Here is a 21,108-nt window from a genome sequence, read left to right on the forward strand (position 1 = left end):
GGGACCGTACGGCACCCCGGGCGCCGGAGTCCACGGAGATCAGCGGCAGCGTCAGCCGCGCACGCGTCCCGCCAGCGTCTGGAAGGCCGCCCAGCCGAGTGCCGGTTTCCTGGCGTCCCAGAGCTTCTGGGCGGTCGCCGCCAGCGGCATCCGGATGCCGGCCGCCACCTGCGCCTGGGTCTGGGCGTTCGGGAGGTCGCCCCAGACGGCGAAGCTGCCGCCCAGGATCTGGGGGTCGTAGCGGGCGGGCACCGGAGTGCTGCCGCGCAGGACGAGCGGCGTCCACTGCTCGTAGATGAGGCGCCCGGTCGGGTACACGAACTGGTTCGGCTGACCGAGCACGTAGTAGAGGTACTTGTCGTTGTAGTTGATCACCTTGCGGCCGGCGCTCAGGTACGAGACGGGCGTCCTGGCCCCGATCTCCTTGCCCGTCCAGTAGGCGACCTGGAGGTCCTTGTCGGCGCTGGTGACGCCGCCGGTGAAGAAGCCGTCGTTCCAGACGCGCATGGCCTTGCCGGTCGGGCGGACCACGGCCGCCCGGTCGTTCAGCCAGCCGGTCGCCAGGTCCTGGACCCGGCCCGACGCCCCGTACTTCGCGGTCGCGGCACGCGCCAGCTGGGGATACGTGGCCTCGGGGTTCTTCACCATCAGGGCCACGTACTCGTCGCCGCCCAGGTGCCAGAAGGCACCGGGGAACAGCCCGGCGTACTCGCGGAGCAGCTCGTCGACGATCTTCGCCGAGGCCGGCTTCGAGATGTCGACGGCGCCGCGCGGGGTGCGGCCGCTCGCGCTGACGAGCTGCAGCTCGGGGTGCGCGGCGATGACCGCGCCCAGGTGCCCCGGCGAGTCGATCTCGGGGACGACCGTGATGTGCAGGCTCGCGGCGAGGTCCACGATCCGCCGCACCTCGGCCTTGCTGAGGTGCCGCTGGGAGACCACCTCGGGGTGGCTGTCGGAGGCGATGCGGAAGCCCTGGTCGTCCGAGAAGTGCAGGCCGAGCTGGTTGAGCTTGAGGTCGGCCATCTCCCGCAGCCGGCCCTCGATCCAGTCGGCGGAGTAGTACTTGCGGGCGATGTCGACCATCAGTCCGCGCTGCGGCTTGGCCGGGGCGTCGGTGACCACTCCCTCCGGCATCGCGCCGGTGGACCTGACGGACTGTTTGAGGGTGCGGGTGCCGTAGAAGACCCCGGCCTGGTCGGGCCCGGTGATGCGGACCCCGCCGCCCTGGACGGTGAGGGTGTACGACTCGGCGGCGCCCGCCCCGCCGAGGGCGAGGCTGACGTCACCGGGCCCGGCGGCGGCGGTGCCCCCGTACGGGACGCGCAGCTCGGCGGCGATCAGCCGGGCCTCGTCGGCCAGCGCGAACTCGTCCTTCTCGGCGACCACCACGGCGGTGTCCCGGCCCGGCTTCCAGCCGGGGCCGCGGGCCGCCCGGTGGGCGACGACGGAGGGGACGACCTGCGGCGCCTTCGACAGCGGGTACGTCCTCGTCGGCGTCGGACTGGGCGGCGGGCTCGGCGGCGGACTGCTCACGGCCGGGCCGGCCGGGCTGGACGCGCCGCTCGCGGCGGTGCCGCCGGTGCCCTCCGGCGGCCCGGCGGAGGATCCGTTCGAACAGGCCGCCACGGTGGCCAGTGCCACCGCGGCCGCCACGAGTGCGGGCCCCCGGCGGGGCCCTCGTATGGAGTACCGCATCACCCGGAATCCTCCCTCACCGCGCGAACCACGGCATCCCGGGGCCTTCCGGCCCCTCCGTCCACCCCGCCGACACGGTCGACCTTCACGACGAAACCCACTCGTCCAGGTGAAATTCGCGCATCCGTCGGACGCTTCCCCCTTCCCGCCGATAGCGTGGCGTCACATCCTCCCCATCGTTCTCCCCGACACCTCCACGTCTCGCTCCCGGAGTCCCCGCTGACCAGCGACACCCACGCCGCCCCCTGCCGGACGCCGGTCACTCCCGCCATACCTGCCCAGCAGGGCACCGGCCGGCACCTCACCGGGCTCGTGCGCTTCAACGCGGACCCGCCCGGCGCGGCCGAGGCACTGCTGCTGGACTGCTGCGGCAGCCGCCGCTGGGCCGAACGGGTGGCCGCGCACCGGCCCTACCCGACCCTCGACGCGCTGCTCGCCGCCGCCGACGAGGCCGGGTACGACCTGTCGGGTCCGGACCTCGACGAGGCGCTGTCGCGCGAGACCTCGTCGCTGCCGCACCCGGACGCGCCGCCGGCCGCCCGCACCGCGCTCGGCGCCGCCCTCGCCGCGTACGAGAGCAGCTTCGGCCATGCCTTCGTGATCAGCCTGGACGGCGTCCCGGCGGGCGAGCGGCTCGACCAGGTGCTCGAAGGCATCCGGTCACGCCTCGGCAACGAAAGGGAGGAGGAACGGGCGATCGCGGCCGAGGAACTGCGCCGGCTGGCCCGTACCCGGCTCACGCGTTCGATCACCGCGCGGTGAGTTCGCCCGGAACGCGGCGATTCAGGGCCGGACGATAGCCCGTCCGTGCCTGTTTGATCACACCTATGGACCCCGCGCGAGCGAACCGACAAGTCGTCGCTACGATGACCGGGGCCGGTGGACCGTACCCGGCCGGGCCAGACCGACAGAGAAGCCGGCCGGCCCTGATCCCCGCTCCCGGAGGGTTTTTCCGTGCCGGCTGGAACGCTGTACCGCGGCCGGGAAGGAATGTGGTCCTGGGTGGCTCACCGAGTCACCGGCGTCCTCATCTTCTTCTTCCTGTTCGTACACGTGCTGGACACCGCTCTCGTCCGCGTCTCCCCCGAGGCGTACGACGAGGTCGTCGCGACCTACAAGACGCCGATCGTCGCTCTGCTCGAGTACGGCCTCGTCGCTGCCATCCTCTTCCACGCGCTCAACGGCCTCCGGGTCATCGCCGTGGACTTCTGGTCCAAGGGCCCGCGCTACCAGAAGCAGATGCTCTGGACCGTCGTGGGCATCTGGGTCGTGCTGATGGCGGGCTCCCTGTACCCCGTCCTCGGCCACGCCGCACGTGAACTGTTCGGGAGCTGACGCACATGTCCGCTGACACCTCTACCGCGATCGGCCCCGTCGAAGGCGCCGGCTACGACGTGGACAACCCGGCCCCGTACATCGAGGCCCCCCGCAAGCGCACGGGCAAGACCCCGCGGGCGACCCGAGGCAACTTCGAGATGGCCGCGTGGCTCTTCATGCGCCTCTCGGGTGTCGTCCTCGTCGTCCTGGTCCTCGGCCACCTGCTGATCCAGCTCTTCCTGGACGGCGGCGTCTCCAAGATCGGCTTCGCCTTCGTGGCCGGCCGCTGGGCGTCCCCGTTCTGGCAGGTCTGGGACCTGCTGATGCTGTGGCTCGCGATGCTGCACGGCGCCAACGGCCTCCGCACGGTCATCAACGACTACGCGGAGCGGGCCAACACGCGCCTGTGGCTCAAGGGCCTGCTGTACACCGCCACGGTGTTCACCATCCTTCTGGGCACGCTGGTGATCTTCACCTTCGACCCGAACATCCGCTAGGCACGGGGCTGAGGTAACCACGTCATGAAGTTCCACAAGTACGACACCGTCATCGTCGGCGCCGGTGGCGCCGGCATGCGCGCCGCCATCGAGGCGACGAAGCGCAGCCGCACCGCCGTGCTGACGAAGCTGTACCCGACCCGCTCCCACACGGGCGCCGCGCAGGGCGGCATGGCCGCCGCGCTGGCCAACGTGGAGGAGGACAACTGGGAGTGGCACACCTTCGACACGGTCAAGGGCGGTGACTACCTGGTCGACCAGGACGCCGCCGAGATCCTGGCGAAGGAGGCCATCGACGCCGTCCTCGACCTGGAGAAGATGGGTCTGCCGTTCAACCGGACCCCGAACGGCACCATCGACCAGCGCCGCTTCGGCGGTCACTCCCGCAACCACGGCGAGGCCCCGGTCCGCCGGTCCTGCTACGCCGCGGACCGCACCGGTCACATGATCCTCCAGACGCTGTACCAGAACTGCGTCAAGGAGGGCGTCGAGTTCTTCAACGAGTTCTACGTCCTGGACCAGCTGATCACCGAGGTCGACGGCATCAAGAAGTCGGCCGGTGTGGTCGCCTACGAGCTGGCCACCGGCGAGATCCACGTCTTCCAGGCGAAGGCGGTCATCTACGCGTCCGGCGGCACCGGCAAGTTCTTCAAGGTGACGTCCAACGCCCACACCCTGACCGGTGACGGCCAGGCCGCGTGCTACCGGCGCGGTCTGCCGCTGGAGGACATGGAGTTCTTCCAGTTCCACCCGACGGGCATCTGGCGCATGGGCATCCTCCTGACGGAGGGCGCCCGCGGTGAGGGCGGCATCCTCCGCAACAAGGACGGCGAGCGCTTCATGGAGAAGTACGCGCCGGTCATGAAGGACCTCGCGTCCCGTGACGTCGTCTCCCGCTCCATCTACACGGAGATCCGCGAGGGCCGCGGCTGCGGTCCCGAGGGCGACCACGTCTACCTGGACCTGACGCACCTCCCGCCGGAGCAGCTGGACGCCAAGCTCCCGGACATCACCGAGTTCGCCCGTACGTACCTCGGCATCGAGCCGTACACGGACCCGATCCCGATCCAGCCCACCGCGCACTACGCCATGGGCGGCATCCCGACCAACGTCGAGGGTGAGGTCCTCTCGGACAACACCACCGTCGTCCCGGGTCTGTACGCGGCCGGCGAGGTCGCCTGCGTCTCCGTGCACGGCGCCAACCGCCTCGGCACCAACTCCCTGCTCGACATCAACGTCTTCGGCAAGCGCTCGGGCATCGCCGCCGCCGAGTACGCCGCCAAGAACGACTACGTCGAGCTGCCGGAGAACCCGGAGGCCTTCGTCGTCGAGCAGATCGAGAACCTTCGCAACTCCACGGGCAACGAGCGGGTCGCCGACCTGCGCCGCGAGCTCCAGGAGACGATGGACGCGAACGTGATGGTGTTCCGTACGGAGCAGACCATCAAGACGGCCGTCGAGAAGATCGCCGAGCTGCGCGAGCGCTACAAGAACGTGTCCATCCAGGACAAGGGCAAGCGCTTCAACACCGACCTCCTGGAGGCCATCGAGCTGGGCAACCTGCTCGAGCTGGCCGAGGTCATGGCCGTCTCGGCCCTGGCGCGCAAGGAGTCCCGCGGCGGTCACTACCGCGAGGACTACCCGAACCGCGACGACGTCAACTTCATGCGCCACACCATGGCGTACCGCGAGGTCGGCGAGGACGGCTCCGAGACCGTCCGTCTCGACTACAAGCCGGTCGTCCAGACCCGCTACCAGCCGATGGAGCGTAAGTACTGATGGCTACCCCCGTTCTGGACAAGGTGGAGAAGGACTCCGCCGCGTCCCCGTACATCACGGTCACCTTCCGGATCCGCCGCTACAACCCCGAGGTGTCGGACGCGGCGGTCTGGGAGGACTTCCAGATCGAGATCGACCCGAAGGAGCGCGTGCTCGACGGTCTCCACAAGATCAAGTGGGACCTGGACGGCACGCTGACCTTCCGCCGCTCCTGCGCGCACGGCATCTGCGGCTCGGACGCGATGCGGATCAACGGCAAGAACCGCCTTGCCTGCAAGACGCTGATCAAGGACATCAACCCCGAGAAGCCGATCACCGTCGAGGCCATCAAGGGCCTCACGGTGATGAAGGACCTCGTGGTCGACATGGAGCCCTTCTTCCAGGCGTACCGGGACGTCATGCCGTTCCTGGTCACCAAGGGCAACGAGCCGACCCGCGAGCGGCTGCAGTCGGCGGAGGACCGCGAGCGCTTCGACGACACGACGAAGTGCATCCTCTGCGCGGCCTGCACCTCCTCCTGCCCGGTCTTCTGGAACGACGGCCAGTACTTCGGTCCGGCCGCGATCGTCAACGCGCACCGCTTCATCTTCGACTCGCGTGACGAGGCCGGCGAGCAGCGCCTGGAGATCCTGAACGACAAGGACGGCGTGTGGCGTTGCCGCACGACGTTCAACTGCACGGACGCCTGCCCGCGTGGCATCGAGATCACGAAGGCGATCCAGGAAGTGAAGCGCGCGCTCATCACCCGCCGCTTCTGACACCAGGTCACTACGGGGAAGCCCGCTTCTGACCCCTTTCGACGCTGGGCCCCGTCTCCCTCTGGAGGCGGGGCCCTTCGCCATGTACGGGGGGACACCAGCACCCTCCGGGAGCCGACCGGATGTGCCAGGATCTGAGGCAGCGTTGACGTGCAGGAAAGGACGGGGACTGATGAGCGAGCCGAACCCTTACAAGTCGGACGACTCCGGCAACTACGAGTGGGGGCCGGGCCAGCAGGCGGGGACTCCGGGTTACGGCTACCCGCAGACGCCGCCTGCCTACCAGCCCACCCTGCCGGGCGGCGTCCCGGTGCCGCCGCAGCACGCGCCGGTGCCGGCCATGCCGATGGCGGGCGGGGCTCCGCTGCTGAGTCTCGGTGACATCACCGTGGTCGGCGACCAGATCATCACGCCGGCCGGGTCGATGCCGCTCAAGGGCGCGGTGTGGAACGCGATGGACATGTCGCGGACCGAGGAGAAGATCCCGACGGTCGCGATCGTGCTCGCGATCATCTTCTTCGTGCTGTGTCTGCTGGGCCTGCTGTTCCTGCTGATGAAGGAGAAGCAGACCACCGGCTTCATCCAGGTCACGGTGACGAGCGGCGGCAAGCACCACTCGACGATGATCCCGGCGACCGGTCCGGACACCATCCACTGGGTGATGGGGCAGCTGAACTACGCGCGGTCGCTTAGCGTCTGAGCGGGTCTCAGGGTTCGGAGCCCGAACGGTTCAGGGGTGGACCAGGGTGGTCCCCGATGGTCCCGAGGGTCGGTCCGGCGGGAACCTTGATCCATGACGAACTCGTGGATGAACACGGCACGTTGGGCGACGGCTGCGGTGGTGGCCGCCCTGGTGGTGGCGGGTGCGGCCGTACCGGCGGGCGCGGCGGCGGCTCCTTCCCTGGCGGCCCCTTCCCCGGCAGCGCCGGCAGCGGTGGCCCCGGCAGTGGTGGCGCAGGCCGCCGGCCGGGTCGATGCCGCGGCGCTGCGGAAGGCGCTCGCCGGACTGCCCGACGACTACGTACGGGGCGCCATGGTGAAGGTGACCGGGCGGGACGGGCGGTGGAGCGGGACGGCCGGTGAGTGGACCGCGCCGGCCGAGGCCGAGTTCGCCATAGGCAGCGTCACCAAGCTGTTCACCTCCGCCGTGGTCCTCCAGCTCGTCGGCGAGGGCCGGCTGTCGCTCGACGGCACGGTCCAGGAGGTGCTGCCCGGCCTGCTGCCGGACTCCTACGCCCCGATCACCGTGGGGCAGCTCCTCAGTCACACCAGCGGGCTGCAGAAGCCCACCTGCGTCCGTCCCGGGACGCCGGTGGAGGTCGTCAGGTCCGCGGTCTCCTGCGGGACTCCGGGCGCCCCGGGGAGCGCCGTTCAGTACAACGGCATCAACTACTTCGTCCTCGGCCTGGTGGTCGAGAAGGTGACCGGCCGGACGTACGCGGAGGAGCTGGACGACCGGGTGCTCCGCCCGCTCGGCCTGCGGCACACCCGGCTGCCGGCCGGCGACTGGGCCTGGGCGGAGGGCGGGCTCGTGTCCGACGCCACCGATCTGCGCCGCTTCACGACCGCGCTGATACGCGGCGGGCTGCTGCGCCCGGCCGAGCGGCGGCTGCTGTTCGCGATGCCGGAGGTGCCGGGGGCCGCCTTCAGTTATGGCGGGCTGACCCGTGTCGAGCTGAAGGACGGAACGGTGGTCTGGGGCAAGACGGGTTCCCACCACGGGTACGCGAGCGGGGTGTTCGCCACGGCGGACCTGGGCCGGGTCCTCGTCTACTCGACGCTGCCGACCGGCAAGGACGCGGACCAGGAGGTCGCGCGGGTCCGGAGGATAGCCGACGCCGCGTTCCGCGGCGTGCCGCGCTAGACCCCCTGGGGGCCGCCCGGCAGGCGCGGCCACGGCCCGCCGGACGGGCGCTAGCCGTGCCAGTGGGGGACCGTGGGGTCCTCCTCGGCGGCGAGCATGATGCGGCGGAGCAGGTCGTTCAGGGTGGCGCGCTCCTCGGGGCCGAGGACGCCGAGGAGCCGGTATTCCTCGTGGCCGAGGAGGTCCATGGCGCCGAGCCAGGTCTCGTGTCCCGACTCGGTGAGTTCGACGATCACGCGGCGGCGGTCGGTCGTGGACTGGGTACGGCGGACGAAGCCGCGCTTCTCCAGGGCGTCGAGGCGGCCGGTGACGGAGGCCGGGGCGAGGTCGAGGTCCTGGGCGAGTTCGGAGGGCGCGGCGCTGCCGCCGCGGCCGGCGAGCTTGTGGAGCGTGTCGAACTCGTGGCGTTCGAGGTCGAAGTCGACGAGGGACTGTTCGCGCACGCGGCGGAAGTAGACGGAGAGCTTCTTCATCCGGGTGACCGCGCCCTCGACGACCGGGTCGAGGCCGGGCAGGACGGGCTGCCAGCGGGCGACGTGCTCGTCGGTCCAGTCGCGCGGCGGCGCGGGGGTGCCCTGCGGGGCGGGTTCGCCCGACCGCTCGGCGCTCGGCTGCTCCGCGCCGGGGTCCTCTGCGCTCGGTTGCTCGGTCGGTGCCATGGGGTGATCGTACGTCGGCGCGGGGGCGAAGCACCGGAGAAGTATTTCGTTGACGAATTATTCGGTACCGAAATACTCTGCGGTGCATGCCTGCCACCACCCTCGACCGGCCTCCTCTCCCCCATCCGCTGCGCACCCGTTCCTTCCGGCTGCTCTTCACCGGGCGCGCGCTCTCCCTCCTCGGCGACGCCGTCATCCCGGCCGCCCTCGCCCTCGCCGTCCTGAAGGCGACCGGCTCCACCTCGGCCCTCGCGCTCGTGCTCGCGTGCTCGATGGTGCCCAGGCTGCTTCTGCTGCCGCTCGGCGGTGTGGTCGGCGACCGGTTCGACGCCAGGACGGTCGCCCTGACCATGGACCTCGTCCGATGCGTCACCCAACTCGTCGTCGGCGTCCAGCTGTTGAGCGGCACACCGTCCCTCGCGGTCATCGCGGTCGTCGAGGTGCTCGGCGGTGCGGCGGGCGCCTTCGCGATGCCCACGGCCGCGCCGCTGGTCAAGGGCACGGTGCCGGCGGAGTCCCTGCAGCGGGCGAACGCAGCGATGGCCGTGGCGTACAGCGCGAGCCGGGTCGGCGGTCCGGCGCTCGCGGGGACGCTGATCGCGACCGTGGGTCCCGGCTGGGCCTTCGTCCTGGACGCCGCCAGCTTCGCGGTCAGCGCCGCGCTGCTGAGCGCCGTACGGGTCGAGCGGGTGGCGGCGCCGCCGCGCCGGTCGGTGTTCGCCGACCTCAAGGAGGGCTGGCGGGAGGTCCGCACCCGTGACTGGTACTGGACGAGCCTCGTCGGGCACAGCGCCTGGAACGGCGCCGCCGCCGTCCTGATGACGCTCGGCCCCGCGCTCGCCCTCGACCGGCTGGGCGGCGACCTCGCGTGGGCGGGTCTGCTCCAGGTGGGGGCGATCGGGCTGCTCGCCGGTTCGCTGGCCGCCGACCGGATCCGCCCCCGGCGCCCGATCCTCGTCGCCAATCTGGGCCTCGCCCTGTACGCGCTGCCGCTGCTGCTCCTGGCGGCCCACGCGCCGGCTCCGGCGGTCTTCGCCGCGTACGGGCTCGCGCAGGCGGGGCTCGGGTTCCTCACGCCGGTCTGGGGGACCGCGGTGCAGCGGGCCGTGCCGGAACACGCGCTCGCACGCGTGACCTCGTACGACTGGCTGCTGTCCTTCGCGGCGATGCCGCTCGGCTACGGCCTGGCCCCGCTCGCCGCCTCGGCCTGGGGGCCGGAACTCCCGCTGGTGGCGGCGGCAGTGACGGTGGCGGCGTGCTGCCTCGGGACGGCATTGGTGCCGGGCGTACGGAGGTTCAGGAGCGACTGACGGCAGGACCGGGGAGGACCGCCGGGCACGGCCTCTGCCAGGCCAGGCCTGGCCGCCGCCGGGCCGGGCCTCAGGTAGCGAGCGCGGGCCCGGGCGCTGGGCGCGGTCTCAGGCGCCGGGCACGGCCTCGGCCGGGCGGCCCCGGGCGGCGGGCACGGCCTCCGCCGGGCGGTCCTCCGCAGGGCGCCGCCCCGGCCGCCAGGCCCGGCCTCCGCCAGGCCCGGCCTCAGGCGGGCCCGGCCTCAGGCGGCGGGCGTGGTGAGGGAGGTGCGGGAGCCCAGGAAGTCGACGAGCAGCTTCGCGGTCTCCTCCGGGTGCTCCACGGCGGGCAGATGACCGGCCCGGTCGAGCTCGACGCGGCGTACGTCCGGGAAGAGCCGGGCGAGCCGGTCGCCGATCGCGCGGAAGTCCGGCACGTCGTGGGCCCCGGTGGCGACGAGCACCGGGACGCCGATCGCGGCGAGGTCGGCGTCGGTCACCTCGACGTCGCCGGGCGCGAACTCGTCGGGCGCCGGCAGCTGGAGTTCGAAGGCGCGGGTCTGCATGCGGCGGACGAGCTCGCGGGCGTCGGCGTCCGCGTCCGGGCCGAGCCAGAAGTCGACGTTGAGGTCGGCCGCGGCGGAGATGTCGCCGTCGACGAGCAGCGCCCGCTCGCGCGCGAAGAACTCGCGCAGCTCCGGCCCGGCCTCGTGGCCCGGGGCGGCGGCGCAGAGCAGGGCGAGGGCGGTGGTGCGGCCGGGGTGGCGGACGGTGAACTCCAGGGCCACCTCGCCGCCGAAGGAGGAGCCGACGAGCGCGGCGCGTTCGACGCCGAGGTGGTCGAGCAGCTCGCGTATGTCGTCGGCGTGGACGTGCGGGCGGTCGATCGGACTGTCGCCGAAGCCCCGGAGGTCGCACCGCACCACCCGGTGTCCGGCCTCGGCGAGGGCGTGGAACTGTCCGTCCCACATGCGCCGGTCGCAGACGCCGGAGTGGAGCAGGAGCACGGTGGAGGGGCCGTCGCCGGCCACGTCGTGAGCAAGTGTCATGGGCCTGACCCTAGATCGCCCAGGACCCGCCCCACCAGGGGTTTCCCCAGGATCGCCAAGCACGGCTTGAACACGTTCAAAGAGAGGTCTACAGTCATGCCTGTCAGCTTTGAACGCGTTCAAGGGAGCGTGGGGCATGGACCTCACTGTCGTCGCGTACGTCGTCTACCTGCTCGTCAGTGTCGGGCTCACCATCTGGGTCGCCCGCACCCTCAGCCGCAACGGAAAGGTCTTCCTCGCCGACGTCCTGCACGGGAACGAGAAGCTCGCGGACGCCGTCAACCACCTGCTCGTCGTCGGGTTCTACCTCGTCAACTTCGGCTTCGTCGCCCTCTACCTGAGCCAGGACGAGGCCGTCCCCGACGCCCGCGGGCTCTTCGAGGCCCTCTCCGTCAAGCTCGGCGTCGTCCTGCTCGTCCTCGGCGTGCTGCACCTCGCCAACGTCTACGTCCTCAACAAGATCCGCCGCCGGGGCGTCATGGAGCGCCGCCAGGTCCCGCCCGTGCCGCCGCAGGGCTGGATGGGCCCCGGCAAGGGCGGCCCCGGCAGCCCGCAGGGCCCCGGCCCCTGGGCGGCCCCGGCGACCAACGCCTGACGCCCCGCCCGGCCGGGAGCACCCGTGAACCCGAACGCGCCCGTGCGGCGCCTGACCGTCCTCTACGACGCGGACTGTCCGCTCTGCGTCCACCTGAGGCACTGGCTGCTCCGCCAGCCGCAGCTGGTGCCCCTGGACCTGGTCCCGGCCGGCTCCCGGGAGGCGCGGCAGCGCTTCCCGGACCTCGACCACGAGTCCACCCTGCGCGAGATCACCGTCGTCGGCGACGGCGGCCAGATCTACCGCTCCACCGCCGCCTGGATCGTCTGCCTCTGGGCCCTGGCCGAACACCGGCCCCGGGCCCACTGGCTGGCCACGCCCGCCGGGCAGCCGTTCGCCCGGGCCACCGTCCTCGCCGCCGCCAAGTGGCGCGAGGCGCTCAAGTCCGGCCGCGGAGAAGGTCCCGGCGAAGGCGGCGAGCACTCCGGCAACGGCTGCGCCGACGGACGGTGCGAGACTCACAGCTCGTCCGGCTAGGCTCAGGTCCCGTGGACGCGAGGGAAGAGATGGAAGAGAAGCAGGACAGGGCCGCCAAGGCGCCCAAGAGCGAGCAGACCCGCGCGCTCATCCTGGAGACCGCGCTCCGGCTGTTCAAGGAGCGCGGCTACGACAAGACGACCATGCGGGCCATCGCCCAGGAGGCAGGGGTCTCCGTCGGCAACGCGTACTACTACTTCTCCTCCAAGGAGCACCTCGTCCAGGGCTTCTACGACCGGATCGCCCAGGAGCACCAGGCGGCCGTCGAGCCGATCCTGGAGGGCGGCGAGAAGGACCTGACGGCCCGGATCCGCGGGGTGCTCCTCGCCTGGCTCGACATCGCCGAGCCGTACCACGAGTTCGCGTCCCAGTTCTTCAAGAACGCCGCCGACCCGGACAGCCCGCTCAGCCCCTTCTCCCCCGAGTCGGAGGGCCCGCGGGAGGCGGCGATCGAGGTCCACCGGCGGGTCATCCGCGGGGCCGCGGTCAAGGTCGACAAGGAACTGGCCGAGCCGCTGCCGCGGCTGCTCTGGCTCCAGCAGATGGGCCTGGTGCTGTTCTGGGTGTACGACCGCTCCGAGGGCGCCGCCAACAGCCGCCGCCTGGTGGAACGCCTCGCCCCGGTCACGGCCCGGGCCATCTCGCTGTCCCGCTTCCGGATCCTGCGCCCCCTGGTCACGGACGTCCACGACGTCCTGTCCGACTTCATGCCGACGGCGGCGGGAATGGCGGCCTCCGGCAAGCCGAAGCGAGCCGGCAGGAAGCCCTAGCGACCCCCAAGAGGAGGACCTGGGCGTCCGGGCTTCCCGGGGGCCCGGCCCTCGGGAGCCGTCCTCAGATCCAGCCGAGTTCCCACAGGCGCCACACGCCCGTGCCGTCCGACAGGTACTGCGAGCCGGCGACCTGGTCGGTGGCCAGCACGTAGTCCTTCTTCTGCCACAGCGGCACCAGCGGCACGTCCTTGGCGACCTCGCTCTGGATGTCCTTGAAGTCGTCGGTGGCCCGCGCCCGGTCGCTGTACTGCTGCGACGCGGCGATCAGCGAGTCGACCGTCTTGCTGGAGTACCCGTTGTGCAGCGCGTTGCCGGTGCCGACGAGGGGCGCGGCGAAGTTGTCGGAGTCCGGGAAGTCGGGGAACCAGCCGATCGGGTAGGCGTCGAACTTGCCCTGCGCGTAAGCCTTCTGGAAGGCCTTCCAGTCCACCGACTCGACCTCGACCTCGAACAGCCCGCTCTGCTCCAGCTGCTTCTTGATCTCGGCGGCCTCGGCGGCGTACGTGGCGTCCGCGCGGTGCCCGAGGGTGAACTTCACCGGGACGTCGACGTCCGCGTTCTTCAGCAGCCGCTTGGCGACGGCCGCGCTGGGCTCCGGGTAGGCGTCGTAGAAGGCGGTGCTGTGACCGACGAAGCCCTGCGGGACGAGGGAGTACAGCGGCTCGACCGTGCCCTGGTAGGGGCCGGTGGTGATGGCCGGGCGGTCGAGGACGGCGGCGACGGCCTGCCGTACCGCCTTGTCCGCCATCACCGAGCCGGACCGGAGGTTGAAGTTGAGGTTGCGGATCTCGGCGGTCGCCACCTCGGTGATCCGGGTGCCGTCGCTTGACGCGTCCTTCAACGAGTTGATGAAGCCGGGCGGCATCTGCCGGTGCGTCACGTCCACCTGCTTCGCCTTCCAGGCGGCGGCGAGCTGCTCCGACTCCTTGAAGTACTTCACGACGACCGTGCGACCGGCCTTGGAGACCGCGCCCCGGTAGCTCGGGTTGGGCTCGAAGCGGGCGAGCTCGCCCGGCCGGTACTCCTTGAGGATGTACGGCCCCGAGCCGTCCACCGCCGTGCCCTCGCGCAGCCTCTTCGCCGGGTACAGGGTGCGGTCGACGATCGAGCCGGCGCCCGTCGCGAGCTTCAGCGGGAAGGTGGCGTCCCGGCCGCTGAGGTGGAAGGTGACCTTCTGGCCGTCCGCCTCGACGTTCTTCAGGGTCGGGAAGAGGGGCGCCGGGCCGACGTCCGTCTTGATGGCGAGAATGCGTTCGACGGAGTACTTGACGTCCTCGCCGGTGATCTTGCGACCGTTGGAGAAGGTGAGGTCGTCGCGCAGCGTGCACTCGTACGTGGTCAGCTTGTTGCCGACGAAACGGCAGCTCTCGGCGGCGTCCGGGACCGGCGTGGTGAAGCCGGGCTTGAAGGTCAGCAGCGACTGGAAGACGTTGCTGTACATCGCCCAGGAACCGGCGTCGTAGGCCCCGGCCGGGTCCAGCGAGGTCACCTCGTCCGTGGTGCCGACGGAGATCGGATCCGTCCGCACGTCGTCGGAGGGCAGCAACTGCCAGCCTCCGATCCCGGCGACCACCAGAACACCGCAAGTGATCAGAATTCGCAGACGGACCGTCGACCGCATGAGTCGTGTTTCCTTCATCGCGTGCCCACCCCTGCCGCGGCGGAAAACGGCCGGCCGCGATGGGCGCCATCCCATCACACGAATTTCACTGGTGGAAGAGTAAACCTTCACACCGCACGCATATGTCCAGGGATAAGGGATTTCGACTACCTGAACCGTACGTACCGGTCACCAAGCACTCAGTAACGCACCAGGTCAGACGCTCGCAGCCGCCTCACGCCCGGCGACCCGCCGGCGCTCGCCGTCGCCCCCGCCGTCCCCGTCACGCCTGCCTGGACGCGAGCTCCACGACCGTGATGTCGGAGGGCGCGCCGACCCGGACCGGAGGCCCCCAGGCACCCGCGCCGCGCGACACGTACAGCTGCGTGTCGCCGTAACGCTCGAGCCCCGCGACGGTGGGATTGGCCAGCTCGGCGATGAAGTTGCCGGGCCAGAGCTGCCCGCCGTGGGTGTGGCCGGAGAGCTGGAGGTCGACGCCGTGCCGGACGGCGTCGTCGATGACGACCGGCTGATGGGCGAGGAGCACGGCGGTACGGGACCGGTCGCGGTCCCCGAGCGCCCTGCCGAAGTCGGGCCCCTGGCCCTCCCTCTCACCGGCGACGTCGTCCACGCCGGCGAGGTCGAACCCGGCGCCGATCTCGACGCGGGCGTTGCGCAGGGGGTGCAGGCCGAGCTCGCGGACGTGGTCGACCCAGGCGTCGGCACCGGAGAAGTACTCGTGGTTGCCGGTCACGAAGAACGCGCCGTCACGGGCCTTGAGGTGCGCGAGCGGCTCGGCGGCCGGCCCCAGGTCGGCCACGGAGCCGTCGACCAGGTCACCGACGACGGCGACGAGATCGGGCTGGGCGGCGTTAATCGTGTCGACGATGCGCTGGGTGTGGGCGCGCCCGAGGATGGGGCCGAGGTGGATGTCCGACACCACCGCGATCCGGTACCCGTGCGCCCGGCGCGGCAGCTTCGCCAAGGGCACGGTCACCCGCTTGAGGCGCGGCCCGCGCAGCACGCCGTACGTCCCCTGTCCGACCGTTCCGACGGCGACGGCGACGGCGGTCCCGGAGACGATCCGGTTGACGAACAGACGGCGGGAGAGGTCGGGGACCGGGTCCGGGGCGCTGGCAGGAGCCTCGACGGCGCCCTCGGCAGCCCGAGCCTCGGCGGTGCCCTCGGCAGCCCCCGCGGAAACGGGTGCCGGCACGGACACGGCATTGGCCGGAGCCTCGGCCACCGCCACGGGCCCCCGCCGGGCGAGCAGCCGCCGCAGCAGCGGCCGGAGCGGTTCCGTCACGACCAGCGCCAGCGTCACGTACAGGAGCACCGCGAGCCACAGGAAGCCCGGCCAGGCGAGGACCTGCTCCACGGCGAACGGCGCGCCGGCGCGCCCGGAGACGAGCGCCGCGACCGACAGCAACGGCAGCAGCACGGCGGCGCCCGTACCGATCCGCCGGGCCGCCCCGCCGGGCGCTGTGAGATCGCGCACCAGGCGCCGCCACACGTACCAGTGCACCGCGCCCAGGAGCGCGAGGATCACGACCAGTACCACCAGGAACACGACCACGCCCCGCCCCACCCTCTCCCTACCCCGTCAGCCGCGCTCGCGCCGAAGCGCGCGCACGCCACGCAACCCGACCACCCCGACCACCGTCCCCAAGACAAAGGACGTCACGGCCAGCAGCAGGTGAACCCAGAAGTAGCCCGTCGGATCGCCGGCGTCGTCGAAGGCGAGTCCGCTCGCGTCGTTCCACAGGTTCTTGACGAAAGTGATCCAGATGAACCAGCTCCACACGCCGAACGCGAGCAGGAACCAGGAGACGGGGCGGCTGAGCTTCATGGTCCCAGTATCACCAGAGGGTCCCGCGGCCCTGCGGACGGGTGGACGAGCGGGGGCGAACCGCCCCGCGGGGTTCGGAAGGAGGTTCCGGGGATGTACGTTCTCGGTCGTGTCCGCTTCGAAGATGACCGCGAAGGCCTCGACCACCGCGAAGGCCGCCCTGGCGGCGACCGCCGCCGCCGCGCTGCTCCCGCTGCTCGCCGCCGCCCCCGCGCACGCCGACGGCAAGCCCCCGCAGCCGCAGCCGCCCGCCCGGATGTCGAGCGTCGGCGGCGCGCTGCTTGCCCAGCCCGGCACTCAGGTGCGGCTCGGCCCGGGCGCCCCGGTGCTGCCCAAGGAGCTCAGCGCGCGCTCGTGGATCGTGGCGGACGCGGAGAGCGGGCAGGTCCTCGCCGCGCACAACGCGCACTGGCCGCTGGCCCCCGCCTCCACCCTGAAGATGCTGTTCGCGGACACCCTGCTGCCCAAGTTCCCCAAGACGCAGAACCACACGGTCCTGCCCCAGGACCTGACCGGTCTGGGCTCCGGGTCCAGTCTGGTCGGCATCAAGGAGAAGCAGACGTACAGCGTCCACGACCTGTGGATGGGCGTCTTCCTGCGCTCCGGCAACGACGCCGTCCACGTCCTCACCGCGATGAACAACGGCAAGGAGCGGACCGTCCAGGAGATGCAGCAGCGGGCGGTGGAGCTGCAGGCGCTGGACACCACGGTGAAGACCCCCGACGGCTACGACGAGCCGGGCCAGGTCTCCTCCGCGTACGACCTCACCCTCATCGCCCGCAGCGGCATGCAGAAGCCGGACTTCCGGGAGTACGCCGCGACCGCGCGCGCCAAGTTCCCCGGGGAGCAGAAGCCCGGCAAGAAGCGTGAGACCTTCGAGATCCAGAACACCAACCGGCTGCTCACCGGCGACCTCGGCGTCCCCGCGTACCAGGGCATCGCGGGCGTCAAGAACGGCAACACCACGCACGCCGGCGCGACCTTCACCGGCGTCGCCGAGCGCAACGGCCGGGTGCTGCTCGTCACCGTCATGAACCCGTCGTCGAAGGAGCAGCACGCCGTCTACAAGGAGACCGCGCGGCTGCTGGACTGGGGCTTCGCGGCGGCGGGGAAGGTGACGCCCGTCGGCGAGCTGGTGCCGCCGAAGTCGGCGCGTACGAGCCCCGGGACGAGCTCGGGAACCAGCTCGAACGGTACGGACCCCGCTCCCGGCAAGAACGCTCCCGCGGGTACGGAGCACGCGGCGGCCGTCGAGGGGAAGTCGGGCGGCGTGGGCATCGCGCTCGCCGTGGCGGGCGGTGTGCTGGTGTTGCTCGCCGGCGCGGTGTTCCTGGTCAACCGGCGCTGGCCGCTGGCGGGGTCGGCCCGTCGCCCCCGCCCGGCCGAGGAGCCCGCCGCTCCGGTCGACGAGAGCGTCAATCCGTAGGGTCATCCGCTCCCTTCGGCTCGGACTCGTCCGCCGGGGCCTGCTCCGTCTTCCTGCCCGTAGCGGTCCAGGCCGCGCAGAAGAGCAGCAGCTTCGCGGTGAAGTTGATCCACAGCAGCAGGGCCACCGGCACGCCGAAGGCCCCGTACATCGACTTCGCGGCGACGCCCCTCATGTAGCCGCCGAGCAGCAGTTTCAGGAGCTCGAAGCCGACCGCGCCGAGCAGCGCCGCGATCAGCAGGTCGCGGCGCTGCGGCTCGACGCCGGGCAGCAGCGTCAGCACGTACGACAGGATCAGGAAGTCCGCGACGACCGCCACCAGGATCGCGGCGGCCTCGATCAGCACCCGACCGGGGCCGGTGTGCGCGATGCCGAGCCGCTCGGCGCTCCAGCCCACGGCGGTGGAGCCGAGCCAGGACGCGGCGAGAGAGCAGAGCATCACACCGCCGAGGCCGAGCAGGACGACCGCGTCCTTGCCCTTGCGCAGGAACGGATTCCCCTCGTCGACGGCGTCCAGCTCCCAGACCGCGCGCAGGCACTCGCGCATCGAACCGATCCAGCCGATGCCCATGAAGAGCAGCACGGCGCCGGCGACCAGACCGACGGTGCCGGCGTTGTCGACGAGGCCCGCGATGTCGAGCTGGTCCGAGATGCCCGGGACCTGGTCGGCGATCTTGTCCTCGATCTTCTTGAGCTGTTCGTCGGAGAGCAGCGCGGCGCCGACCGCGGCGGCGACGGTGATCAGCGGGAAGAGCGCGAGGAAGCTGAGGAAGGTGATGGCGGCGGCGAGCCGGGCCCAGCGGACCTCGTCGAGGCGTTCGTAGGAGTGCCAGGCGTGGGTCTTCATCAGCCGTGTGACCCACGGGCCGACGACGGGGAGCTTGGTCAGCCAGTCCATGCCGTACGTGCCTCTTCCTCTGGTCCCTCGCGGGACGGAATCCGGAACACCAGGGTCCGAGTACCCCAGAATCGCAGACACGTGGCCAGGACCATGCCCAGACCGAGTCCTGACACCGTGTCGGCCCGGGCGGAGGTGAATCCGAGGCCGTGGTGCGAGACGAGGAGGCAGAGCAGCTGGACGACTGCTCCGGCGACGTTCACGGCGAAGAAGACCGCGTACTCGCGGAGGGCGACGGCCCGGCGGCGGTAGGTGCCGAGCGCGTTGCCGAGGTACGCCACGGTGCAGCCGGCGAGGAAGGAGGCGGCCTTGGCCGTGATCGGGTCCTGGCCGAGCGGCCCGCGCAGCCAGAGGAAGAGGGCGAGGTCGGCGGCGTACGCGGCGAGACCGGCGAGGGCGAAGCCGAGGATCTCGCCGCCCGGGCGGCCCGTCGGCTCGCGGCAGGGGCCGACCGTTTTCGGGCGGGCTCCGGCTCGTGCGGTGCTGCTCACAGGTCCGCGACCGCCATGCCGTACATCGCCGCCCACACCACGCCGATGACGGCGAGCGGCCGGTCGCGCAGGATCACGTCCTCGGGTTCGCCGGCCGTGCCCCGGTCGGCGAAGACCGCGTAGCGCAGCACCGCCAGGACGAAGGCGACGACGGACAGCTGACGCCATGGCAGCAGCGAGCCGTTCGCGACGCCGCCGCTCTCCAGGGCCCACAGGCAGTAGCCGAGGACGGCGACCCCGGCCGCCAGCTGCCAGACGAAACGCAGGTATCCGGCCGTGTACTGGGTGAGCAGCGCCCGGGTCGCCCCTTGGGCCTCCTCCATCTGTACGGCCTCCGAGTAGCGCTTGGCCGCCACCATGAACAGCGCGCCGAAGCCGGTGGTGATGAGGAACCAGCGCGAGAGCGGGATGCCGAGCGCGATCCCGCCGATCATCGCCCGCATGAGGAAGCCGGTGGTGACGACGGTGAGGTCGACGACGAGGACGTGCTTGAGGCGGACGCAGTAGGCGAGTTGCATGGCCAGGTACGCGGCGAGGAGCAGCGCCGTCATCGCGTTGCACAGCACGGCGGCGGCGACCGCCGCGCCGGTCCCGAGGACGGTGCCCGTCGCGTACGCGAGGGGTACGGGGACGAGGCCGGCGGCGACCGGGCGGTGCCGTTTGACGGGGTGGGCGCGGTCGGCGGCGGCGTCGCGGGCGTCGTTGACCAGGTAGACGGCGGAGGCGGCGGCCGTGAACAGGGCGAAGACCAGGCCGAGTCGGGCGGCGCTGTGCCAGGAGGCGAGCTGCCCGGCGGCGACGGGCGCGGCGACGACGAGGGTGTTCTTGACCCACTGGCGGGGCCGGGCGGTGCGGAGGAGGGCCACCGCGAGGGCGAGCGCGCCGGGCCGCGTGGCGGGCCGGGAGGGTTCGGCGGCGGGTGTGGCGGATGCGTCGGCTGTGTCGGGCGCGTCCGGTGTGTCGGGCGCGCCGGGTGTGTCGGGCGCGTCGGGTGTGTCGGGCGCGTCGAGCAGGGCGGTGCCGATGGCGGTGCCGGCGGCGGCCTCGGTGGTGGCGGTGGCGGTGGCGGTGGCGCCGGTGGTCGGGGCGCCGGCGTCGGCGGAGACGGCCGTGGAGGTGGAGGCGACCGGTTCAGCCACGGGTGCCTCCCGGTGGGGTCGCGCGCAGCCAGTCGCGGCCCGCCGCGGCCGTGGCCGCGCCGAGGAGCGCGCCCGCGGCGACGTCGCTCGGGTAGTGGACGCCGACGACGAGCCGCGAGAGGCACATCGCCACGGCGGCCGGGACGGCGACGTGCCGGAGCGGTGGGTGCAGGACGGTGAAGGCGACGGCCGCGGCGGCGGCCGAGCTCGCGTGCGAACTGGGGAAGGAGTGCCGCCCGGCGGTGCGGACCAGCGGTGCGTCACGCGCGGGGCGCGGCCTGGGGCGCCGTACCACCCGCTTGACGCCCATGCTGGCCAGGTGCGCGGCCCCGACCAGGGCCGTGCCGCGCAGCCAGGCCGCCCGGCGCGCCGGATCGAAGGCGGCGGCGGTGGCCCCGGCGGCGAGCCAGAGCGCGGCGTGCTCACCGCCGTACGAGAGACCGCGGGCGATTCCGCCCACGAGGGGCCACTGCCCGGCGCGGCGCGCTACGGCCAGCAGCCGACGGTCGACCGCGGCGGCGGAAGCGACGAGAGCGACCCAGGACGCGGTCCGCGCGGCCTGGGGCGGGGGGCTGGGGGCGGGTCTGGGCTCGGGGGCGGGTCCGGGCACGAGCGCCGTCCCGGGCGCGCCCCAGGAGGCAGCCCAAGGCGTGACCCGCGTCGGCTCCCGGTCCCGGTCGCCGGCCGTGTCGGTGGCCCGCGGTGCCGGCCAGGTCCGGGGCCGCGCCCGGTCCCCGCTGGGGCTCGGCCCGGCGGCGCCGGTGGCCTGGGGCTCGGGCGCCGTCCGCACCGTGCCGTGGGCCCCGCGTGCTGCACGCCTCCTAGCGGCGGTCCCGGGTGCGGCCCACTCCCCGTATCGCATGTCTCTCGCCCGCCTCCCCGGTGCGCCGCCGTCAACCATGGGCGACTCTGACGTCCAGAGGCGGCCTTCGGCACGGCACGCTTTCCTGACA

Annotated in this window: 22 protein-coding genes; 12 read left to right on the forward strand and 10 right to left on the reverse strand. The window is 72.0% G+C overall.

The window, feature by feature from the left end; translation table 11 throughout:
• Positions 1-51: 51 nt before the first annotated feature.
• Entirely contained in the window at positions 52-1,695 is a 1,644-nt protein-coding gene (locus ACFWJO_RS20820; RefSeq protein WP_386867138.1) for a glycoside hydrolase family 20 protein, read from the reverse strand.
• 156 nt (positions 1,696-1,851) lie between these two features.
• On the opposite strand from ACFWJO_RS20820, the gene ACFWJO_RS20825 reads away from it, so the two are divergent.
• The 7 genes from ACFWJO_RS20825 (at position 1,852) to ACFWJO_RS20855 (ending at position 7,910) form a co-directional block, all read left to right on the forward strand.
• Entirely contained in the window at positions 1,852-2,457 is a 606-nt protein-coding gene (locus tag ACFWJO_RS20825) for a 2-oxo-4-hydroxy-4-carboxy-5-ureidoimidazoline decarboxylase (RefSeq protein ID WP_386867139.1), read from the forward strand.
• Between the two features lie 192 nt (positions 2,458-2,649).
• Positions 2,650-3,030: a succinate dehydrogenase, cytochrome b556 subunit gene (gene sdhC / locus ACFWJO_RS20830; protein WP_015035721.1), complete on the forward strand. Its 381-nt coding sequence runs from the start codon at positions 2,650-2,652 to the stop codon at positions 3,028-3,030.
• A 5-nt stretch (positions 3,031-3,035) separates the two neighbouring features.
• Positions 3,036-3,509 carry a succinate dehydrogenase hydrophobic membrane anchor subunit gene (locus ACFWJO_RS20835; protein WP_384417739.1) on the forward strand — a complete coding sequence of 158 codons (474 nt, stop codon included), beginning with the start codon at positions 3,036-3,038 and terminating at the stop codon, positions 3,507-3,509.
• A 24-nt stretch (positions 3,510-3,533) separates the two neighbouring features.
• Positions 3,534-5,288, forward strand: a complete 1,755-nt coding sequence (gene sdhA / locus ACFWJO_RS20840; protein WP_385694456.1) for a succinate dehydrogenase flavoprotein subunit — start codon at positions 3,534-3,536, stop codon at positions 5,286-5,288.
• A complete protein-coding gene (locus ACFWJO_RS20845) occupies positions 5,288-6,046 on the forward strand; it encodes a succinate dehydrogenase iron-sulfur subunit (protein WP_128982423.1) in 759 nt (252 codons plus the stop codon). Before sdhA ends, ACFWJO_RS20845 begins: the two co-directional genes overlap by 1 nt.
• Before the next feature lie 172 nt (positions 6,047-6,218).
• Positions 6,219-6,746 carry a hypothetical protein gene (locus tag ACFWJO_RS20850; protein ID WP_386867142.1) on the forward strand — a complete coding sequence of 176 codons (528 nt, stop codon included), beginning with the start codon at positions 6,219-6,221 and terminating at the stop codon, positions 6,744-6,746.
• A 108-nt stretch (positions 6,747-6,854) separates the two neighbouring features.
• Complete coding sequence (locus ACFWJO_RS20855) at positions 6,855-7,910, forward strand: serine hydrolase domain-containing protein (RefSeq protein ID WP_386867144.1); 1,056 nt, start codon at positions 6,855-6,857, stop codon at positions 7,908-7,910.
• Between the two features lie 50 nt (positions 7,911-7,960).
• Here the strand turns inward: ACFWJO_RS20855 and ACFWJO_RS20860 are convergent, their stop codons facing one another.
• The gene (locus ACFWJO_RS20860) at positions 7,961-8,569 is read right to left on the reverse strand and encodes a MarR family winged helix-turn-helix transcriptional regulator (protein WP_386867146.1); all 609 of its coding nucleotides are present in this window, start codon (positions 8,567-8,569) and stop codon (positions 7,961-7,963) included.
• 86 nt (positions 8,570-8,655) lie between these two features.
• Between ACFWJO_RS20860 and ACFWJO_RS20865 the strand changes: the two genes are divergently transcribed.
• Positions 8,656-9,879, forward strand: coding sequence for an MFS transporter (locus ACFWJO_RS20865; RefSeq protein WP_386867148.1), 1,224 nt, complete (start codon positions 8,656-8,658; stop codon positions 9,877-9,879).
• Positions 9,880-10,121: 242 nt separating this feature from the next.
• Here the strand turns inward: ACFWJO_RS20865 and ACFWJO_RS20870 are convergent, their stop codons facing one another.
• Positions 10,122-10,907 (reverse strand): alpha/beta fold hydrolase, encoded by a 786-nt coding sequence (locus ACFWJO_RS20870; RefSeq protein ID WP_386867150.1) that lies wholly within the window; start codon positions 10,905-10,907, stop codon positions 10,122-10,124.
• 136 nt (positions 10,908-11,043) lie between these two features.
• Between ACFWJO_RS20870 and ACFWJO_RS20875 the strand changes: the two genes are divergently transcribed.
• From ACFWJO_RS20875 to ACFWJO_RS20885, 3 genes are read left to right on the forward strand one after another with little or no spacing between them, the layout of a single operon-like run.
• Complete coding sequence (locus ACFWJO_RS20875; RefSeq protein WP_386867152.1) at positions 11,044-11,502, forward strand: hypothetical protein; 459 nt, start codon at positions 11,044-11,046, stop codon at positions 11,500-11,502.
• Between the two features lie 24 nt (positions 11,503-11,526).
• Positions 11,527-11,979, forward strand: a complete 453-nt coding sequence (locus ACFWJO_RS20880; RefSeq protein WP_386867154.1) for a thiol-disulfide oxidoreductase DCC family protein — start codon at positions 11,527-11,529, stop codon at positions 11,977-11,979.
• 29 nt (positions 11,980-12,008) lie between these two features.
• On the forward strand, positions 12,009-12,749 hold the full coding sequence (locus ACFWJO_RS20885) for a TetR family transcriptional regulator (protein WP_386867252.1): 741 nt from the start codon (positions 12,009-12,011) through the stop codon (positions 12,747-12,749).
• A gap of 64 nt (positions 12,750-12,813) precedes the next feature.
• Here ACFWJO_RS20885 and ACFWJO_RS20890 read toward each other — a convergent pair whose 3' ends face one another.
• The 3 genes from ACFWJO_RS20890 to ACFWJO_RS20900 form a co-directional block, all read right to left on the reverse strand.
• Entirely contained in the window at positions 12,814-14,373 is a 1,560-nt protein-coding gene (locus ACFWJO_RS20890; protein WP_386867156.1) for an ABC transporter substrate-binding protein, read from the reverse strand.
• Positions 14,374-14,635: 262 nt separating this feature from the next.
• Positions 14,636-15,928 (reverse strand): metallophosphoesterase, encoded by a 1,293-nt coding sequence (locus tag ACFWJO_RS20895; RefSeq protein WP_386867157.1) that lies wholly within the window; start codon positions 15,926-15,928, stop codon positions 14,636-14,638.
• A 27-nt stretch (positions 15,929-15,955) separates the two neighbouring features.
• On the reverse strand, positions 15,956-16,201 hold the full coding sequence (locus ACFWJO_RS20900) for an SCO4848 family membrane protein (RefSeq protein ID WP_386867159.1): 246 nt from the start codon (positions 16,199-16,201) through the stop codon (positions 15,956-15,958).
• A 124-nt stretch (positions 16,202-16,325) separates the two neighbouring features.
• Here ACFWJO_RS20900 and ACFWJO_RS20905 point away from each other — a divergent pair, with 124 nt between their 5' ends.
• A complete protein-coding gene (locus ACFWJO_RS20905; protein WP_386867254.1) occupies positions 16,326-17,627 on the forward strand; it encodes a D-alanyl-D-alanine carboxypeptidase in 1,302 nt (433 codons plus the stop codon).
• On the opposite strand, the gene ACFWJO_RS20910 is transcribed toward ACFWJO_RS20905, so the two are convergent.
• The 4 genes from ACFWJO_RS20910 to ACFWJO_RS20925 form a co-directional block, all read right to left on the reverse strand.
• Positions 17,617-18,525, reverse strand: a complete 909-nt coding sequence (locus tag ACFWJO_RS20910) for a YihY/virulence factor BrkB family protein (protein ID WP_386867161.1) — start codon at positions 18,523-18,525, stop codon at positions 17,617-17,619. The two genes, ACFWJO_RS20905 and ACFWJO_RS20910, sit on opposite strands and share 11 nt — an antisense overlap.
• Positions 18,513-18,935 carry a GtrA family protein gene (locus ACFWJO_RS20915; RefSeq protein WP_386867256.1) on the reverse strand — a complete coding sequence of 141 codons (423 nt, stop codon included), beginning with the start codon at positions 18,933-18,935 and terminating at the stop codon, positions 18,513-18,515. Before ACFWJO_RS20915 ends, ACFWJO_RS20910 begins: the two co-directional genes overlap by 13 nt.
• 77 nt (positions 18,936-19,012) lie before the next feature.
• A complete protein-coding gene (locus ACFWJO_RS20920; protein WP_386867163.1) occupies positions 19,013-20,155 on the reverse strand; it encodes a decaprenyl-phosphate phosphoribosyltransferase in 1,143 nt (380 codons plus the stop codon).
• Positions 20,148-20,654 (reverse strand): phosphatase PAP2 family protein, encoded by a 507-nt coding sequence (locus ACFWJO_RS20925; RefSeq protein WP_386867258.1) that lies wholly within the window; start codon positions 20,652-20,654, stop codon positions 20,148-20,150. Before ACFWJO_RS20925 ends, ACFWJO_RS20920 begins: the two co-directional genes overlap by 8 nt.
• Between the last annotated feature and the right edge of the window lie 454 nt (positions 20,655-21,108).

The organism is Streptomyces sp. NPDC127092 (assembly GCF_042722475.1).
Classification (GTDB): domain Bacteria; phylum Actinomycetota; class Actinomycetes; order Streptomycetales; family Streptomycetaceae; genus Streptomyces.

Coding starts and splice junctions, on each gene's coding strand:
- ACFWJO_RS20875 (WP_386867152.1), top strand. CDS start 11,044: ATGGACCTCACTGTCGTCGCGTACGTCGTCTACCTGCTCGTCAGTGTC.
- ACFWJO_RS20890 (WP_386867156.1), bottom strand. CDS start 14,373: ATGCGGTCGACGGTCCGTCTGCGAATTCTGATCACTTGCGGTGTTCTG.
- ACFWJO_RS20855 (WP_386867144.1), top strand. CDS start 6,855: ATGAACACGGCACGTTGGGCGACGGCTGCGGTGGTGGCCGCCCTGGTG.
- ACFWJO_RS20850 (WP_386867142.1), top strand. CDS start 6,219: ATGAGCGAGCCGAACCCTTACAAGTCGGACGACTCCGGCAACTACGAG.
- ACFWJO_RS20905 (WP_386867254.1), top strand. CDS start 16,326: ATGACCGCGAAGGCCTCGACCACCGCGAAGGCCGCCCTGGCGGCGACC.
- sdhA (WP_385694456.1), top strand. CDS start 3,534: ATGAAGTTCCACAAGTACGACACCGTCATCGTCGGCGCCGGTGGCGCC.
- ACFWJO_RS20885 (WP_386867252.1), top strand. CDS start 12,009: ATGGAAGAGAAGCAGGACAGGGCCGCCAAGGCGCCCAAGAGCGAGCAG.
- ACFWJO_RS20835 (WP_384417739.1), top strand. CDS start 3,036: ATGTCCGCTGACACCTCTACCGCGATCGGCCCCGTCGAAGGCGCCGGC.
- ACFWJO_RS20870 (WP_386867150.1), bottom strand. CDS start 10,907: ATGACACTTGCTCACGACGTGGCCGGCGACGGCCCCTCCACCGTGCTC.
- ACFWJO_RS20860 (WP_386867146.1), bottom strand. CDS start 8,569: ATGGCACCGACCGAGCAACCGAGCGCAGAGGACCCCGGCGCGGAGCAG.
- ACFWJO_RS20910 (WP_386867161.1), bottom strand. CDS start 18,525: ATGGACTGGCTGACCAAGCTCCCCGTCGTCGGCCCGTGGGTCACACGG.
- ACFWJO_RS20865 (WP_386867148.1), top strand. CDS start 8,656: ATGCCTGCCACCACCCTCGACCGGCCTCCTCTCCCCCATCCGCTGCGC.
- ACFWJO_RS20845 (WP_128982423.1), top strand. CDS start 5,288: ATGGCTACCCCCGTTCTGGACAAGGTGGAGAAGGACTCCGCCGCGTCC.
- ACFWJO_RS20820 (WP_386867138.1), bottom strand. CDS start 1,695: ATGCGGTACTCCATACGAGGGCCCCGCCGGGGGCCCGCACTCGTGGCG.
- ACFWJO_RS20900 (WP_386867159.1), bottom strand. CDS start 16,201: ATGAAGCTCAGCCGCCCCGTCTCCTGGTTCCTGCTCGCGTTCGGCGTG.